The sequence below is a fragment of the Clostridium sp. CM042 genome (assembly GCF_055080995.1).
In genome coordinates this window covers 3,736,256-3,752,725 of sequence record NZ_CM143646.1, presented here as the reverse complement: position 1 = coordinate 3,752,725, position 16,470 = coordinate 3,736,256, and the positions used below count along the sequence as shown (strand labels likewise).

The window sequence follows — 16,470 nt, the reverse complement described above, 5'->3', positions numbered from 1 at the left end:
TGTCAAGGACATTTAAAAAAGACTATGCAACTAAAAGTTGATTTCTGTATTGTACAGGAGTCAACTTTTTTAATCCCCATTGATATCTATAGTTGTTATAATAATCCATATAATTATCAATTAGATTCTGTAAATCAGTAAATGTATCACAACTTTTATAGTCAATCTCATCCTTCATATGACCAAAAAATGATTCTTGTGGGGCATTGTCCCAACAGTTTCCTCTTCTAGACATTGACTGTCCAAGTTTATATTTTTTAAGTAGTTTTTGAAATTTGGGACTGGTATAATGAGCCCCTTGATCAGAATGTATAAACGATTCTGAAGTCAATAATTTCTTATGACGTCTAATTAATCTTTCAATCGTTTCCGTTGCAATATCTAATGTAATGCGCTTAGACAGGTGGTATGAAAGTATTTCGTTTGTAGAAGCATCTTTAATTGTTGATAAATAAGCCATACAAGAAGCTCCATATGGCATATAAGTGATATCCGTTAACAAAACCTTTCCAGCTATGTCCTGTTTGAATTTTCTATTTAAAAGATTTGGTACAACAGTATGTTCTCGAGTTGCTTTCATCATCCTACGATAAGGATTTGCTTTCCTAATTGGACATTTGATATTATATTTACGCATAATTCTTTGAATACATTTTCTATTAATAATTAAATTGAACTCTTGCTCGAGTACCATCTTAATAGAACGTGAACCCTTCTTGTAACCCCTATGTTCAAATGCCTTAAGAACTATTTTCCTTAATTGTAAATCTCTTTGTTCTCGAATATTACGTGTAGATTCTGATTTTAGGTAATTATAATAACCTGATCTTGATACTCCAATTACACCACATAGATGTCTAATCATATTTTTATATTTAGATTTAGAGAGAATGTTCTGAATAAGTGCAAAAATTGAAGAGATCCTTAAACTACCGTTTTTCACCTGCCTTTCTTGCAGCTCGATTTTTTTTAATAGTTCTGCTTCTGCCTTCCAGTATTCAATCTCAGCATCTTTTCTTGTGATTATTTCTTCTAGGGTTAATTCACGTTTAAGTGGGCGTCCACTGCTGAATTTTCTAGTATCTCTAAGGCCTAATTCGCCAGATTCCTTATAAGCCTTGCGCCACCTCTTACTAGAAGACTTGATTCTAGTATTACCAAGTGTTTCTATATCGAACCCTGCATCTTGAAAAATCTGAGACGATAATTTCCCCATTATATGCTCAGCTACAAATAAGGATTTGAACTCATCTGTATATGTAATTCCTTTTTCACTAACTCGTTTAATATATCTGTTTTTTGAGAGCGCTAAAATTTGTTCATTAGTAAATACTTTTTTACTCATAATGCTCACAACCTTTCTAATTTAATTGTACAAAAAAAAATCCCATATGAATAGACTTTTTTAGTGTCTATCATATAGGATCCATTTTAAAACTATTAATTTAGTCTATACTTGGTGCTTTTTTATATGTCACTTTCAGCTTTAAGTTTACTTACCAAATTCGCTATATCATCTGGAAGTTTTGACTTAAGTATAAGCTTCTCCCCAGTTCTTGGATGTGGAATAATTAATTTATAAGCGTGAAGTGCCTGCCTATCAATATAGTGACTTTCGCAAGCTCCATAAAGGCTATCTCCATAAAGTGGATGACCAATATGACTTAAATGAACACGAATTTGATGTGTTCTACCAGTTTCCAAAGTAACTTTTAACAAATCACCATTTTTAAAAGAATCAATAACTTCATAATGAGTTATACTTCTTTGTCCATCTTCCCAAACTTCTCTCCTTGCACTTTCTTCATCAGGGTTTCCAATAGGCAAATCAATAGTACCTGTCTTATTTTCCATATTGCCATGTACAACAGCCATATAACTCTTCTCGAAAGTTTTGCTATGCATGTCGCTTTCCTGCATGTCTCTTACCTGCAAATCACTACTATGCATATCTCTAGCTAACGCCATATGTGAAAATTGATTTTTTGCAATTATTATGAGACCTGAAGTATCCCTGTCTAATCTACTTACTAGTCTAACAATGCATTTTTCATCTCTTTCCTTAAAGTAATATAAAACTCCATTGGCAAGAGTACCACTGGGATAACCACGAGTTGGGTGAACTACTATTCCTGGCCTCTTATTTACAACAATAAGGTCTATATCATCATATACCACATCTATATCCATCTTCTCCGGTTCAATATTTTGATGTTCGTCTTTTTTCATATCAATTTCTATTTTATCCTCTGAACTTATTCTAAGATTCAACTTAGCTACTTTATTGTTTACCCTTATTTTCCCACTAAGCCCTGAGCTTTTTATAAATCTGCCTGATAAATTTTCTGTATACTTTAAATAATCTCTTATCTTTACGTCGACTATGTTTGCTCCAACTACATATGTTAATTTATCATTAATCAATAGCAATTACTTCTATTTCAACTATTGCATCATTAGGAAGTTTTCCTACCTGAACGCAATCTCTAGCCGTTAACTTTGTGCTAATAATATATTTTTCCATTTTTTCTTCCCCTCATAATTACATAGTATTGATTAGTTAAATCATCTCCTGGGTCGCTGAAAAAGATGCTTGCAGCTTCGAAGAAGATGAGTACATCTTTGAAAAAGATGATTAATGCATTAATTTATGATCTTCGCCTAATAAAACTATTATATCAAATTTTTCATCACTGGACGATAAAAATTCAATATTGTCTATTTTAAAATCTTTTTCTAAATCATTTTTTATGTCTTTATTACCATTGTATACTAAAATTTTAGTTTTACTAGTAGCCTTACCATTTCCTGTTACCGCTTTATTATAGCCGTTTTCTACAAGATATGTTGAAAAGTCACTAGCGAGTCCTGGTGTTTTGGTCCCATTAATTACTTTTATTTTAAGCTTTGACTTATCAATATTCTGTACCTGGCTACCCTTTAATTTTGAAATAATCTTTTCATTTTGAGCTTCATTATATACTACATATGATACACCCTTTATAGTCTTTAAATCGCCCTTAATGGTATCCATGGAGAGCTTATCATTACCAATGGTTGCAAATATGCGTCCATATTTAAGTATATCACTAGCATCCATATTAGTTTCTACAGAACTTTTTATTGCTGATAAAATACTTGGAATTTTAAATACTATAATAGGACTTTTTATTTTCTTCATAACTTTAGAAATAAATATATGTTGATTTTCTATTCTTCCTAGGTCACCATTTTCAAAGCCACTACCATCAGTATTTTTTCTCCACCTAAAGAATTCCTCAGCTTTTTTACCATCCAAATGGACATCTGTGCCCTTTTCAAAATGAATGCTTAAATCTTGTTCAGGATCGTCATAATCCATTTTCCTTGTTATGTCAATATTTACTCCACCAATAGCATCAATTAGTTTATCAAATCCTTTATAGTCAATTTTGCCATAGTAGTCAATTTGAACACCTAATAACTTTTGTACAGCAGCAACTGCATAATCCACACCACCAATAGCATGGGCAGCATTAATTTTTTGATTTTTACCATTTATCGTAATTAAAGTATCTCTGGGGATAGAAACCAAATTAACTTTTTTATCGTTTGCATTATAATGTGCTAATATCATTGTGTCTGTCCTCTTTGGGTCGTCAGCATTTGTAGCACCCGGAGTACCCACATCTACACCCATAACCAGTATATTGCAAGTTTTTCCATCACTCTTAATCTTTTCTATATCATCCTTGTTTAATTCCGATGCTAATCCTTTTTTGGATAAATCTAATGCACTATTATTAAAGCTATTTAAGTAGAAGTAAAGATACCCGAAAATTAATACAAGCACTGTCACTACTAAAGTACTGATAACAATTGCAAATCTTTTATAATTCACTATTTTTTTCTTTTTTTTATTACCATTCATACTCTCACCTACTATATTTACTTAATAAATAATTTCTTGCTTCTATTGTATCCATATGCAATAATCCCTTTTGACTTATAACATATTTTATTGTATTGTCAAAAGACTTTATTACTGCTGCATCTAAATCAATGTTACTTAAAATTCTTAATTCTTCTACTCCATCAAATTTTCTTAATGGCTCTATATAATCTGCAATATAAACTATTTTCTCTAAAAGGCTCATATTTTTTCTACCAGTAGTGTGGTAACGAATAGCATTTAAAATATCCTCGTCGCAAATCCCCATTACTTCTCTAGCTAGTATACTTCCAACTAATCCGTGCAAAATTGGTGGGTTTTTTAGGTATATTTCATCTAATTGTATTTCATGTTCTATAGCCAGTTTTATAAGATCCTCATTAGTCTTATTCTTAACACAATCATGTATTAAGCCTGCAATTCGTGCTTTTTCTATATTTTCTCCATAAATAACTGCTAGCGTTACTGCAGTTTCACTAACGTTTAAACTATGTCTTAATCTATTTTCTTTTAAACTTAATTTCAAATAATGGAGAATTTCTTTCTCATTCCACATTTAAATCCCCCTATCTATATAACTGAAGCTTATCAATAATTACCTCTACACCCTTAGGAAGAAGATAGTCAACATTTCTACCCTTTTTTATACCACCTCTAATGTTCGTTGAAGATATGTCTATAATTGGCATATTAAGAAAAATCACTTTACCATTGAACTTTTGTTCTACATGATTTTTCTGCTTTAACAGTTCTTCCACTGTAAATCCTGCTCTACCATAAACCACCAACTTACAACTATTGAGTATCCTATCTACATTTTTCCAATTATCTAAATCCATTAGGCTGTCTCCACCAATTAAAAAATACCACTCTATATTAGTTTGCAATTTACTAAAAAGTTCAAGTGTTTCATAAGTATAGCTATTATCTTTTTTATTAATTTCATAATCGCTTATTTCAAAGTGGCTTTCGTGCTCTATTGCCTTTTTAACTAAATCATATCTAATTTGAGCATCTGTAATTTTTTTATTAACTTTATTCGGTGGATTCCCTGCTGGCATAAATAAAATCTTGTCTAAATGTAAATTGTATAATGCTTCATAGGCAATATGAACATGTCCTATATGAATTGGATCAAAGGTTCCTCCAAAAATAGCCTTTTTCACTGCAACACCTTCTTTATATTATAATAAGGCACCTTCTGTAAAATAATAACACATTTTCTAATTTATATAAAGGAAAAAGCATGTAAAATTACATGCTTTTATGGTAATTCAATTTTAGGCTTTTTTAATGACCTTTTGTACAATACACATTTACTACCAATACTTTGTATTCCTTCAGCATTTATAGCCGTGCAAATTATATCTGAAGCTTCTCTAGCAGTTATTCCACTATTATTTAAAATTTTAATTTTAATAAGCTCTCTAGATTCTAATATGTCCTCTATCTGTTTTAAAAAATTTTCTTCTATTCCAGCTTTTCCAACCTGAAATACAGGTTGTAATGGATTTGCAAGAGTTCTTAAATAACTTCTTTGTTTACTTGTAATCATAATATCCTCCTAGTTACATTCTTAAAATATAAGAATATCGCTCATTATCTTTTATAATAAGAATTCAAATTCAAACTTTTGTAGTCTTACTAAATCACCGTCTTGAATTCCTTTTGCAACTAATGCGTCAAATACTCCCTTATTCTTTAACACTTTGTGGAAGTATTTAAGAGAATCCGGTTCATTTATATTAACAGCACTTAACAATCTTTCAACAAAACTTCCTTCAACAACAAAAGTTCCTTCTTCATCAACCTCAATAGTGTAGGTGAATCTCTTTTCTTCTATGATGAATTTATCTTCATCATTTATTATTAGTTCCGTAACTGGAATAGTAGTTAACATTCTAGCTGCTTCTTTCATAAGTTCATCCACACCTTGATTTGTAGCTGCAGATATTTTAAATATCTTACTATCATCATATCCCAGTTCATTTAATTTCTTCTTAAAGTTTTCAAATACTTCATCATCAAATAACAAATCACTCTTATTAGCGGCTATTATTTGAGGTCTATCCCATAACTTAATGCTATATTTTCTAAGTTCTTCATTTATTTTTATAAAGTCTCCTACAGCATCTCTACCTTCAATTCCTGAAATGTCAACCACATGAATAAGAATTCTAGTTCTTTCAATATGTCTTAAAAAACCTATTCCAAGACCTACTCCTTCGGCTGCACCTTCAATTATTCCTGGTATATCAGCCATAACAAAGTTCTGTGCACCCTTAACACTTACTACTCCTAAATTTGGTTTTAAAGTTGTAAAGTGATAATTAGCAATTTTGGGTCTTGCTTTTGATACTACTGAAAGCAATGTTGACTTGCCTACATTTGGAAAACCTAATAACCCAACATCAGCTAAGATCTTAAGTTCAAGCTTAATCCATCTTTCTTCTCCTGGCATTCCTGGTTCAGCAAAGTTTGGGGCTTGCCTTGTAGGTGTACAAAATTTAACATTACCTTTTCCGCCTTGTCCAGCTTTGCAAACTCTATAACTATCACCATCATGAGCTAAATCATACATTATTTTTTCTGTTTCCATGTCACGCACAATAGTCCCCATTGGAACTTTAACATACAGATCCTCTCCAGCTTTTCCATAACACTTAGAGCCAGAACCGCCTACTCCATTTTTTGCTACGAATTTTCTTGCATATGAAAAATCTAATAGGGTAGTCATACTAGCATCAACTACTAATATTACGTCTCCACCATTTCCACCGTCTCCACCATCTGGTCCTCCCAGAGGTATATATTTCTCTGTTCTAAACGAAACGGCTCCACTGCCACCGTTTCCTGATTTAACAAAAATCCTGGCTGTATCAATAAACATATATTTCACCTTACCTTAGTTCATTTTCTATTTTGTTTAATTTTAATTTATTAGTCCAGCACCACAACTGCTTACATCACCGCAAGTGCTTATATCACCTGTGGTGTTGAATATTAATCTATAGGCTATGTTATTATCAAAAACACATTTATAAATTCTTAAATCATTTGTTTCTGTTTCTATTTGTTGCCACTCATCCATCCAACTCATTTCGTCAGACATAGCTTCATTATTAGTAATCAGCAAACTTTCACCTAATTCATCTTCAAATATATAAATATATACGAATTTCTGATTAGTAACTTCTAGTTCCATAAATATAGTGTTAACCAAATCACTTTTTTTATTATATCCAATTTCAAAAATTTTATTTTTAAAATTGCTAATTTCGATGTTTATTTCTACTTTTACTTCATTTTGCCATAGTTTCTTAATATTATTCTCAAGGCATAGTGAAAATCCATTATCTTGTAATCTATAAATCTCACTGATAATTTCATTTTCCTTGGATAACCTATCTATGTATTCCAAAGCATCTTCCGGTCGCCTCATTTGCAAATATCCAGATATAACTTGCAGGTCATTCATAAAATCATGTCTTTGTTTTCTAATTAAGTTTATATAACTTTCTAAATCACTCATTACTATCCTCCAAAAGAGAATTTTAAAAAAGCACCCTTAAAGGGTGCCTCAAACTATTCAGCTATAGAAATTTCTACATCAACAGGATAAACGCTTGCTTTTTTCTTCATTTTTCCCATTCGCTCGAATTTCACAACTCCATCAATTTTAGCAAAAAGAGTGTCATCTCCACCTATTCCAACATTGTTTCCTGGATGGATTTTTGTTCCTCTTTGTCTTACTAAAATATTACCTGCAAGAACGAATTGTCCATCTGCACGTTTAGCCCCAAGTCTCTTAGATTCACTATCTCTACCGTTTCTTGAGCTACCTACTCCTTTTTTGTGAGCAAATAACTGAAGGTTCATAACTAGCATTGTACTACACCTCCTCTGTTTCTACTTTTATATATTTACCATAAGTAATTTCTATACTTTTAAGTCCAAGTATCATTGTTTCAAGTAAAACTTGACATCTTTCGATATCTTTTAAAGTTTGATCTTTTAAATCTAAATTCAAAAATCCATCCTCTATATTATACTTTACCTTAATTTTCAGAACTTTCTCAATCCCAATGATTGTAGTTTGAGAAATTGCTGAAATAGCAGCACAAATTAAATCTACATCTAACTGTGCTTCTTTAGGCACTGCATGACCTTTTATTTTAAAAGAAACTATTTCACCTGAAATTCGAACAAATTCAGCTTTAACCATAATTAAGCTTCAATCTTCTCGATTTGAATCTTCGTATATGCTTGTCTGTGTCCTTGTTTCTTTCTATAGTCTAACTTTCTCTTAAATTTGAAAACTATAATCTTTTTAGCTTTTCCTTGTGCTAATACCTTAGCAACAACTTTAGCTCCTTCAACTACAGGTTTTCCAACTACTAAACCCTCTTCCTTGCCTACTGCAAGAATTTCGTTTAATTCAATGGTAGTGTCAACTTCAGCATCCAATTTTTCAACGAATAAAACGTCTCCTTCTTGAACTCTATATTGTTTTCCACCAGTAACTAAAACTGCGTACATAAAATACACCTCCTCAATCCAGTCTCGCCATCTCAGGTACATACCTTTATGTAAAAATATTTTTCTATAAGCAAGTATGTTTTATAACCTTATGTGTGCGGTCTACAAAAGCCATTTTAACATATATCCATATGTTTGTAAAGTATATTTACCCATATATCTTATGTGTTTGCAAATTTCTTATTTGGTTTGCGAAAATTAGCGATTCTACTTTGAATTTTTCTAAATGAGGTATAAAATTCACATAGATTTTATTATCTAACGCCCCTATTTGACGTGCAAATTCTAAAACATCCTCCATAATATCCTTTTTGTAATTTTCATCAATTTCAATATATATATCTTTTATGCCCTGTTCCTTATGTATCTTAAAAATTTCATTTTTAATTAAAAACTGAATATAGGATAGCTTAACCCTGCTACTCTTTCCACCGCAATGCGTGCAAGGTTCCTCAATAAACTCATATATAGACTTTCCACGTCTTCTTCTTGCAATTTGAACCAAGTTTAGCTCAGTAAATGGATAAATTACAGTCTTGTTTTTATCATCCGCAAATCCTGCTTCTAAAACGTCTAGTATACTTTTTCTCACTTCTAAATCCTCAATATCAATAAAATCTATTATAATGATTCCGCTTAGATTTCGGAGTCTAATTTGTCTTGCAATTTCTGTCGCCGCCTCAATATTAGTGCTTTGTGCAGTTTTTCGAAGTGATCGACTCTTTGTATTCTTCCCAGAATTAATATCAATTACATACATTGCCTCAGTTTTATCAATTACAATATTTCCTCCGCATTTTAGTGGAATTCTATGATTGCGAAGACTGAGTATTTCTTTTTCTATTCCGTAATAATCCAGTAACATTCTGCTTTCATTATGTAATTCAACTTCTACATTGATATCAGATCGTTTTTCTGTAAATTTCTTCGTATACCGAAAATCACTTTCATTATTCAATACTATTTTAAAAGTATTTTTATCTAAAATATCACGTAGAGTTCTGTTTAAAGCTCCAGCATCACTAAATAGCAAAATAGGGTTTCTTGAATACTTCGCTCGGTTTATAACGACTTTATATATTTCATACAATTCACGAACTTCATCATTTAGGGTATCAATGTCTACATCAAAGGCATTAGTCCTAATCATTATCCCTACATCCTCTGGTTTATCAAGTTGACTTGCCACCATAGTTTCAAAAGTTCTATTATTTATTTTTTTAGAAAAACTTATGTCTTTATTCATATTTACAACCACGCAGTAAATCCCTGCAATGCCGAAAGCACTAGTAACTTTAGCTCCCTTTTTATCGATTTCTTCTTTTAAGACTTCAACTATAATCTCGTCACCTTTTTTTACCTTGGTATTCTTAAACTTTTCATCAAGATACATATAGCAGTCTTTGCCCTTCCCTATATCTATAAAAGCACATTTAATTGCTGGAACAATATTTTTTACGACTCCCTGATATATTTCTCCTGGAACAGGACCATTGTCCTCTTCTTCTATAAAACATTCCTTTAATTTGTTATTTTCCTTTATAGCTATTCTTAAAAATTCTTCTTGCCTTTCAATATATATTTCTTTCACTTTAATCCACTCCTATTTTACTGATTTTTGAAAAGCTCGCTAAGAGTGACTAATTTATCATCTTTATATGCATACATTTCTTCCCGCTCTATATCAACAAAAGCTTCTTTATTAATAGACTCTATATTTTCCTTCATATAGTCTGCTAATAACTTCGCTGATAAATTAGCTCGACTTCCACAAGAAATAAGTGCTGAAATACAAATTACTGAGCTATCTACTACATATTCAAATTTATGCACTAATGGTTTTATATTGATCATTTTTTCTCCACTTTTACTCTTCTTAATGATGTTCCATTCGCCTACACTACAAATACTCTGCAATGTTTTTAGTGCATCCTCTTCACCTGTGCATTTTAATTTAATTGTATATTTCGCAGCATCAATAATTGCCATAGCTTGCGCTTTCTTTTTTCCCTCAACTGGAATAACTTTTACCACATCTAAAATTTCAATTCCACGTGGCGTATTTTCATTCATTTTATTCATAATATATTTCTCTTCTAACTCGCTATCTAACACTACATCCATGTATTCACCCTTGGAATGTACCCCTACAGACAATGGTTGTGCAATAGATACTGCCATGTGAGGATTAAAGCCTTTTGAATATTCTATTGGAAGAACTGACCTTTTAATAATTTTTTGGAGGGTTCTCATTAAATCTAAATGAGCAACAAATTTAATTTCACTGCCTTTAGTATACTTAATTAAATAACGCACCGTTGAAACACGTCCCTTCTTTAAAATTAACATTAACGCCGCATTCCGTGCAGCCTAACATGCAATTTTGAGTTAATTCTACTTTTTTTGCTTTTTCATTTTCGAGTATTAGATACTCTTTATTAACACCAATATCTATGAAATCCCAAGGAAGTATTTCATCATAACTTCTTTCGCGATAAGCATAAAATTCTCCTAAAACGCCACATTCATCCATTGCTTCTTTCCATATTTCAAAGTTAAAATACTCAGACCAACCATCAAATTTTGCACCCTTTTCAAATGCCTTAATTATAACATCACAAATTCTTCTGTCTCCTCTAGCAATTACCGCTTCTAGAAACGAAACTACAGATTCATGATAATTATAAATAACCGCCTTACTTGTTATAGCATACTTAACTTCTTTTATTTTTAAAGCTACCGAATCCATTGTTGCTTGCGGCGCCCATTGGAATGGAGTAAATGGTTTTGGTACAAATATAGCGGAACTTGAAGTAACCCTTAATCCTCTTTTTCGTGTTTCCTTAGGGATTTTAAAGTATTCTGCTACAACTTTATCCGAAAGCTCTGCAATGCCTCGTACATCATCCATAGTTTCATAAGGAAGCCCAACCATGAAATAAAGCTTTATAGTTGACCACCCTGAAGCGAAAACACTGCTGGCAGCTTCTAATATTTGTTCCTCTGTAACTCCCTTATTTATAATGTCGCGCATTCTTTGTGTTCCAGCTTCTGGTGCAAAAGTTACACCAGTTTTTTTAACCTTTTGTATTTCCTTAATTAAATCTACAGAGAAAGAATTTATTCTAATTGAAGGCAGAGATACACTCACGTGGTCTTCCTTATGTTTTTCAATTAGCGTCGTTATAAGGTTTCGTATATCTGAATAATCACATATACTTAAAGAACTTAAAGATATTTCTCTATACCCTGTGCTCTTTAATAATTTATCTGCAGCATCGATAAGGTTAGCTGTACTCTTTTCTCTAACTGGTCTATATATCATGCCTGCTTGGCAAAATCTACATCCATTAGTGCATCCCCTAAATGTCTCGAGTATTACCCTATCATGTACTATTTCAGTATACGGAACTACGATTTTATCTGGAAAAGCAACTTCATTAAGATCTGTTACGAATCTTTTCTTAACGATTTTAGGAACATCATCATATTTAGGCTTAAATTCCTTGATAGTGTTATCTTCATTATAGGACACCTCATATAATGAAGGCACATATATTCCTCTTATCTTAGATATTTCTCTTAGGAATTCTTTTTTACGCCCCTTGTACTTTTTGTAAATATCTAACACATCATTCATTATTTCTTCGCCTTCGCCGATCTCAAAAAAATCCACTATATCGTGCAGTGGTTCAGGATTATAAGCACATGGTCCCCCAGCCATAACTATAGGTTCATCTTCACCTCTCTGAGAAGCTCTTATAGTAATACCCGACATATCTAGCATGTTGAGTATATTAGTGTAGCTCATCTCATATTGCAGAGTAAATCCTAAAATATCAAATTCATTTAAAGAATCTTTGCTCTCAAGAGCATACAAAGCAATATTATTTTCTCTCATTTGTTTTTCCATATCTGGCCAAGGAGCAAACGCTCTTTCGCAATAAGTGTCGCTTCTTTCGTTTAATACATGATAAAGTATTCTACTACCTAAATGTGACATTCCCACTTCATACACGTCAGGAAAGCAAAAAGCAAATCTTATATCAATTTTTTCTAAATCTTTATAACAACAATTAAGTTCTCCACCTATGTATCTAGCAGGCTTTTCGACCTTAAATAAGATATCATCTGAAATTTTATTCATAGAAATCACTCCTCGTTTTTTCTCTAGGCTAGATAATAGTTATCCTTTGTACCTGCCATAGACACATTACATTATTTTATTTTAACACATGAGCGTTAAATCTCAAAATGAAAAAGAAAAAAGTATATATTACTATTAATGCATTCACTTCGCTAAGAACTACTAATTTTATTTTTAGTTAATTTGCTAAAAAACATAAACTCGCTATAATCTGTACCCTTTGTCAAGGACAATTAGAAAAAACTATATTGAATTATAAAGATGATTTCTGTATTGAACAGGAGTCATCTTTTTCAAATCCCATTGATATCTATATCTATTATAATAGATCATATATTTTTTAATTTCTTTCTTTAACTCTACTAATGTTTGACACTCTTTTATGTTTGCCTCATCTTTGAAATGACCGAAGAATGATTCCTGTGGAGCGTTATCCCAACAGTTTCCACGTCTTGACATAGATTGTCCTAGTCCACAACTTTTAACGAGATTTTGAAGGATTGGACTTGTATAATGACAACCTTGATCTGAGTGAATAAATGCATCTTTAGATATTTTAATATTTCTATTCTTTTTTAGCTTTAGTATAGTATCAGTGACTATATCCATCTTAATATTAGCTGACACATTATATGCCAGTATTTCATTTGTAGAGGAATCCTTAATCGTTGATAAATACGCCCTATGACCCTTTCCATAAAACAAATAAGTTATATCTGTAAGCAATACCTTGCCAGGTATATTTTGCTTGAAGTTTCTATTTAATAGATTTGGTAAAACAGCATGTTCGAGGGTGGCTTTCATCATCCTTTTATAAGGATTTGCTTTTCTAATAGGACATACAATTTGGTATTTCTTCATTATCCTACGGATACGTTTCAAATTGTAAACGATACCAAATTCGCCTTCTAACGTCATTTTAATTTGTCTAGCTCCTTTTTTGCGGCCTTTAAAGTTATATGCTTTTAAGATAGTATCTCGCACTATTTGATCATGATCGTCACGTTGATTCCTAACTCCTTGTGAACTAACTGAGAAATAGTTGTAGTAGCCTGAACGGGATACCCCCGACACACTGCATAAATGGCTAAGCATATTTCTGAGTTTATATTTTTTAATTTGTGAATTGATAAGAATATATTTTTCTTCTGCTACTAATATTATTTTTTCTTTACCAGCCTTCTTTCTAGGATGTCGATTTTTTTTAGTAATTCATTCTCAGCTTTAAGTAAATTAACTTGGACCTTAAGACGTTTATATCTTTCTTCTATGGGAAGATCTTTCCCTCTTGATCTTCCGCACATTGATTTCCTTGTATCATTCAGTCCTATTACACCTTTTTTTCTATATGCAGTCCGCCATCTGTAAGCTGCTGATCTAATTCGATCATTTCCAAGAACGTCTATATCAAAACCATATTCTTTAAATATTTCTTTTATAGATTTGCCCTTTTCATTCTCTGTTACAAAAATGCGTTTATATTCATCAGTGTAAGTTATACCTTTAATACTAACATTTGTTACATATTTATTTTTGGATAACACTTTCACTTCTTTTTCTGTAAAATTCTTAATGCTCATTTATTCACCCCTAATCCTTTATTCCATTATACATAGAAAAACCCCATAGGGTAGTTTTTTTTAAATCGTCTACTCTATAGGGTACATTTTACTGTGTCGCTCAAACATATGTTTTTCTTAACGCATCTTAATTAAAAATAAAATAAGAAGTTCTAAATCTCGCTTCAATACATTATACGTAATATATACTTTTTTTGCGCATAAAAATCATACACTAAGATGAATCTAAGAAGTACCTTTCAATTTTTTAATGTCAATGTACTCACTTAGGCTTATATTACCATAGGATTTTATTGCCTCAATTATTTCTTCTTCATACAAAGTTCCTAGCAATGTCATATTTTCATCTAGTATTGTAAACAAATTGTACTTATTTTTATCAATTATTCCTAGCACCGATAATAAATTTTTTTCGCAAAAAACAGATATACTTTTATTCTCTACATATCCTCTCTTTATAAATCTATATTTCTTCCTAATAATATAACCCATAATCAAATATACTATCCTTTCCTTCTCTTTAATCGAAGATATTAAAATAAATATAGAAATTAAACCTAAATTAAAATTGCTTTTATTAGCTGCCACACTTACAAAATATATAAACATGAAAGTACTTCCAAGGATCATACTAACCCTAATAGAAATTTCATTTGCCCTTCTATATATAGTTTTAATACTAAGTATATCTCTAAGCACTCTTCCTCCATCTAGTGGAAAGGCTGGTATAAGATTAAAAATACCTAAAGCTAAATTACTACTATAAATTAAATGCAAATAAGGTCTATTGAATAATATAAATAAAACATAAAAAATAACTGCTAATAATAAGTTTAATAAGGGACCTGATAAAGAAATTATTAAATCCTCTTTAGCACTCGCTTCATCTAAATCTTTCACCTTAAGTACGGCTCCTATAGGAAGAATTTCTATATCAAAGCCTGAAAACCCTAAAATTCTAGCAGTTAAATAATGCATCAACTCATGGATGAATACAAAAGCAAAAGCTATTACTAATTCTCCTTTAAATCCTAATATTATTAACAAAATAATATATGGCATAAATAACTTACTTATTCTTATCAATTAATCCCCCAAAGCAATTGCTGAACTGTCATTAAATCATCTCCTGCGGAGCTGCTCATCTTCCTTGAAGATACATTAACGACTTCAGAAGGAAATCTATACTCCCACGTAAGTTTCTTTTTTGTTATAGTATGGAACTCCTACTTATAGAAGTAGGGCGACTTTCCTTCTGAAATGTCGTTAAATCATCAAAAAGTAATATCTTTACTATTTATTCCATCCCCACTTGAAATTTTGCTTTTAACTTTCTCTATGAAATTCACTGTAACGGCTTCTACATCTTTAAACTTAACGCCCTTCGCTTTATCTATTAATGTACTATAATCATACTCTTTATTTATTGCTTGCTTAGAATAATTATAAACATATTGAGTTTTAGGTGTAACTACTACTTTTAAGCATAATACAAAAATAAACAATACTAGTACACCAATTAATTCTCTGGTTAATCTTTTTATATAAAAATTAGACATTCCACTTTGTTTGTTAGTTTCACTATGAAAACTATTTGCACTTCTATGCTTTTTTGCCAAATTATTATAATAGCTTTGATACTGCATACTATAATTACCCATTTTATCCCCCTCTAACAATCTTTTACTATTTATATATATTTAATTTCTACCATTTATATTACATATTATAAGAAAAAAAGTATATATTATATCATCTTAAACAAAATAAGCACTGCAAAATATGCAGTGCTTACTCGAGCATGTTGTTTCTATTCACGATTCTTTAAACTTCTCATTAAAACTTCCGCTGTACCTAAATTTGTGGCAAGTGGAACACAATGGACATCACATAATCTAAGAAGTGCCGAAATATCTGGCTCATGAGGTTGAGGCGTTAGTGGATCTCTTAAGAAAATTATCATATCCATTTCACCTTGTGCAAGTTTTGCACCTATTTGCTGATCTCCTCCAAGTGGTCCTGATAAAAATCTAGTAACAGCCAGTCCCACTTGTTCATTTATTAATTTTCCCGTTGTTCCTGTTCCATATAAATCATGTTTATCTAAAATATCTTTATAACGTTTTGCAAAGTCAATGATGTCATCCTTTTTCTTATCATGTGCTACTAGTGCTATTCTCATATTTCCCCCCTATATAATCCACTTAAATGTGGTTAATCATCTTTTTCAAAGCTGTAATCATCTTTTTCAAAGCTGTAATCATCTTTTTCAA

General features: G+C 31.3%; 18 protein-coding genes. All 18 read right to left on the bottom strand.

All coding sequences use genetic code 11. The features are described from left to right. Positions 1-22: 22 nt before the first annotated feature. The gene (locus tag ACWJJ7_RS17855) at positions 23-1,345 is read right to left on the bottom strand and encodes an IS3 family transposase (RefSeq protein ID WP_462961899.1); all 1,323 of its coding nucleotides are present in this window, start codon (positions 1,343-1,345) and stop codon (positions 23-25) included. A gap of 122 nt (positions 1,346-1,467) precedes the next feature. After that, the gene (locus tag ACWJJ7_RS17850) at positions 1,468-2,421 is read right to left on the bottom strand and encodes an RluA family pseudouridine synthase (RefSeq protein WP_462965040.1); all 954 of its coding nucleotides are present in this window, start codon (positions 2,419-2,421) and stop codon (positions 1,468-1,470) included. Positions 2,422-2,635: 214 nt separating this feature from the next. Beyond that, on the bottom strand, positions 2,636-3,910 hold the full coding sequence (locus ACWJJ7_RS17845) for an LCP family protein (protein ID WP_462963283.1): 1,275 nt from the start codon (positions 3,908-3,910) through the stop codon (positions 2,636-2,638). A 4-nt stretch (positions 3,911-3,914) separates the two neighbouring features. Beyond that, complete coding sequence (yqeK, locus tag ACWJJ7_RS17840; protein WP_462963282.1) at positions 3,915-4,487, bottom strand: bis(5'-nucleosyl)-tetraphosphatase (symmetrical) YqeK; 573 nt, start codon at positions 4,485-4,487, stop codon at positions 3,915-3,917. Positions 4,488-4,497: 10 nt separating this feature from the next. Continuing rightward, complete coding sequence (nadD, locus tag ACWJJ7_RS17835) at positions 4,498-5,097, bottom strand: nicotinate-nucleotide adenylyltransferase (RefSeq protein WP_462963281.1); 600 nt, start codon at positions 5,095-5,097, stop codon at positions 4,498-4,500. 98 nt (positions 5,098-5,195) lie between these two features. Beyond that, positions 5,196-5,486, bottom strand: a complete 291-nt coding sequence (gene yhbY / locus ACWJJ7_RS17830) for a ribosome assembly RNA-binding protein YhbY (protein ID WP_462963280.1) — start codon at positions 5,484-5,486, stop codon at positions 5,196-5,198. 51 nt (positions 5,487-5,537) lie between these two features. Then, a complete protein-coding gene (gene obgE / locus ACWJJ7_RS17825) occupies positions 5,538-6,821 on the bottom strand; it encodes a GTPase ObgE (RefSeq protein WP_462963279.1) in 1,284 nt (427 codons plus the stop codon). Between the two features lie 42 nt (positions 6,822-6,863). Beyond that, positions 6,864-7,463 carry a Spo0B domain-containing protein gene (locus ACWJJ7_RS17820; protein WP_462963278.1) on the bottom strand — a complete coding sequence of 200 codons (600 nt, stop codon included), beginning with the start codon at positions 7,461-7,463 and terminating at the stop codon, positions 6,864-6,866. Between the two features lie 53 nt (positions 7,464-7,516). Next, entirely contained in the window at positions 7,517-7,819 is a 303-nt protein-coding gene (rpmA, locus tag ACWJJ7_RS17815) for a 50S ribosomal protein L27 (RefSeq protein ID WP_462963277.1), read from the bottom strand. Between the two features lie 4 nt (positions 7,820-7,823). Then, on the bottom strand, positions 7,824-8,156 hold the full coding sequence (locus ACWJJ7_RS17810; protein WP_462963276.1) for a ribosomal-processing cysteine protease Prp: 333 nt from the start codon (positions 8,154-8,156) through the stop codon (positions 7,824-7,826). Positions 8,157-8,158: 2 nt separating this feature from the next. Next, positions 8,159-8,470: a 50S ribosomal protein L21 gene (rplU, locus tag ACWJJ7_RS17805; RefSeq protein WP_462963275.1), complete on the bottom strand. Its 312-nt coding sequence runs from the start codon at positions 8,468-8,470 to the stop codon at positions 8,159-8,161. Between the two features lie 148 nt (positions 8,471-8,618). Next, positions 8,619-10,061 carry a ribonuclease E/G gene (locus ACWJJ7_RS17800; protein WP_462963274.1) on the bottom strand — a complete coding sequence of 481 codons (1,443 nt, stop codon included), beginning with the start codon at positions 10,059-10,061 and terminating at the stop codon, positions 8,619-8,621. Positions 10,062-10,078: 17 nt separating this feature from the next. Further along, positions 10,079-10,819, bottom strand: coding sequence for a TIGR03936 family radical SAM-associated protein (locus ACWJJ7_RS17795; protein WP_462963273.1), 741 nt, complete (start codon positions 10,817-10,819; stop codon positions 10,079-10,081). After that, positions 10,770-12,617 carry a TIGR03960 family B12-binding radical SAM protein gene (locus ACWJJ7_RS17790; RefSeq protein WP_462963272.1) on the bottom strand — a complete coding sequence of 616 codons (1,848 nt, stop codon included), beginning with the start codon at positions 12,615-12,617 and terminating at the stop codon, positions 10,770-10,772. Before ACWJJ7_RS17790 ends, ACWJJ7_RS17795 begins: the two co-directional genes overlap by 50 nt. A 243-nt stretch (positions 12,618-12,860) precedes the next feature. Continuing rightward, positions 12,861-14,197 (bottom strand): IS3 family transposase gene (locus tag ACWJJ7_RS17785; RefSeq protein WP_462962368.1). Its coding sequence is split into 2 segments (ribosomal slippage): positions 12,861-13,816 and positions 13,816-14,197, totalling 1,338 coding nucleotides; the frame shifts between segments, so codons are not numbered across the junction. Between the two features lie 225 nt (positions 14,198-14,422). Beyond that, positions 14,423-15,283, bottom strand: a complete 861-nt coding sequence (locus ACWJJ7_RS17780; RefSeq protein WP_462963271.1) for a M50 family metallopeptidase — start codon at positions 15,281-15,283, stop codon at positions 14,423-14,425. A gap of 188 nt (positions 15,284-15,471) precedes the next feature. After that, complete coding sequence (locus ACWJJ7_RS17775; RefSeq protein WP_462963270.1) at positions 15,472-15,858, bottom strand: endopeptidase; 387 nt, start codon at positions 15,856-15,858, stop codon at positions 15,472-15,474. Between the two features lie 149 nt (positions 15,859-16,007). Further along, on the bottom strand, positions 16,008-16,379 hold the full coding sequence (gene mgsA, locus ACWJJ7_RS17770) for a methylglyoxal synthase (RefSeq protein WP_462963269.1): 372 nt from the start codon (positions 16,377-16,379) through the stop codon (positions 16,008-16,010). Between the last annotated feature and the right edge of the window lie 91 nt (positions 16,380-16,470).

What these genes read in the sequence shown, in the direction of transcription:
- ACWJJ7_RS17855 (WP_462961899.1), bottom strand. Translation starts at nt 1,345, where the DNA reads ATGAGTAAAAAAGTATTTACTAATGAACAAATTTTAGCGCTCTCAAAA.
- ACWJJ7_RS17845 (WP_462963283.1), bottom strand. Translation starts at nt 3,910, where the DNA reads ATGAATGGTAATAAAAAAAAGAAAAAAATAGTGAATTATAAAAGATTT.
- yqeK (WP_462963282.1), bottom strand. Translation starts at nt 4,487, where the DNA reads ATGTGGAATGAGAAAGAAATTCTCCATTATTTGAAATTAAGTTTAAAA.
- yhbY (WP_462963280.1), bottom strand. Translation starts at nt 5,486, where the DNA reads ATGATTACAAGTAAACAAAGAAGTTATTTAAGAACTCTTGCAAATCCA.
- obgE (WP_462963279.1), bottom strand. Translation starts at nt 6,821, where the DNA reads ATGTTTATTGATACAGCCAGGATTTTTGTTAAATCAGGAAACGGTGGC.
- ACWJJ7_RS17820 (WP_462963278.1), bottom strand. Translation starts at nt 7,463, where the DNA reads ATGAGTGATTTAGAAAGTTATATAAACTTAATTAGAAAACAAAGACAT.
- rpmA (WP_462963277.1), bottom strand. Translation starts at nt 7,819, where the DNA reads ATGCTAGTTATGAACCTTCAGTTATTTGCTCACAAAAAAGGAGTAGGT.
- ACWJJ7_RS17810 (WP_462963276.1), bottom strand. Translation starts at nt 8,156, where the DNA reads ATGGTTAAAGCTGAATTTGTTCGAATTTCAGGTGAAATAGTTTCTTTT.
- rplU (WP_462963275.1), bottom strand. Translation starts at nt 8,470, where the DNA reads ATGTACGCAGTTTTAGTTACTGGTGGAAAACAATATAGAGTTCAAGAA.
- ACWJJ7_RS17795 (WP_462963273.1), bottom strand. Translation starts at nt 10,819, where the DNA reads ATGTTAATTTTAAAGAAGGGACGTGTTTCAACGGTGCGTTATTTAATT.
- ACWJJ7_RS17790 (WP_462963272.1), bottom strand. Translation starts at nt 12,617, where the DNA reads ATGAATAAAATTTCAGATGATATCTTATTTAAGGTCGAAAAGCCTGCT.
- ACWJJ7_RS17775 (WP_462963270.1), bottom strand. Translation starts at nt 15,858, where the DNA reads ATGGGTAATTATAGTATGCAGTATCAAAGCTATTATAATAATTTGGCA.
- mgsA (WP_462963269.1), bottom strand. Translation starts at nt 16,379, where the DNA reads ATGAGAATAGCACTAGTAGCACATGATAAGAAAAAGGATGACATCATT.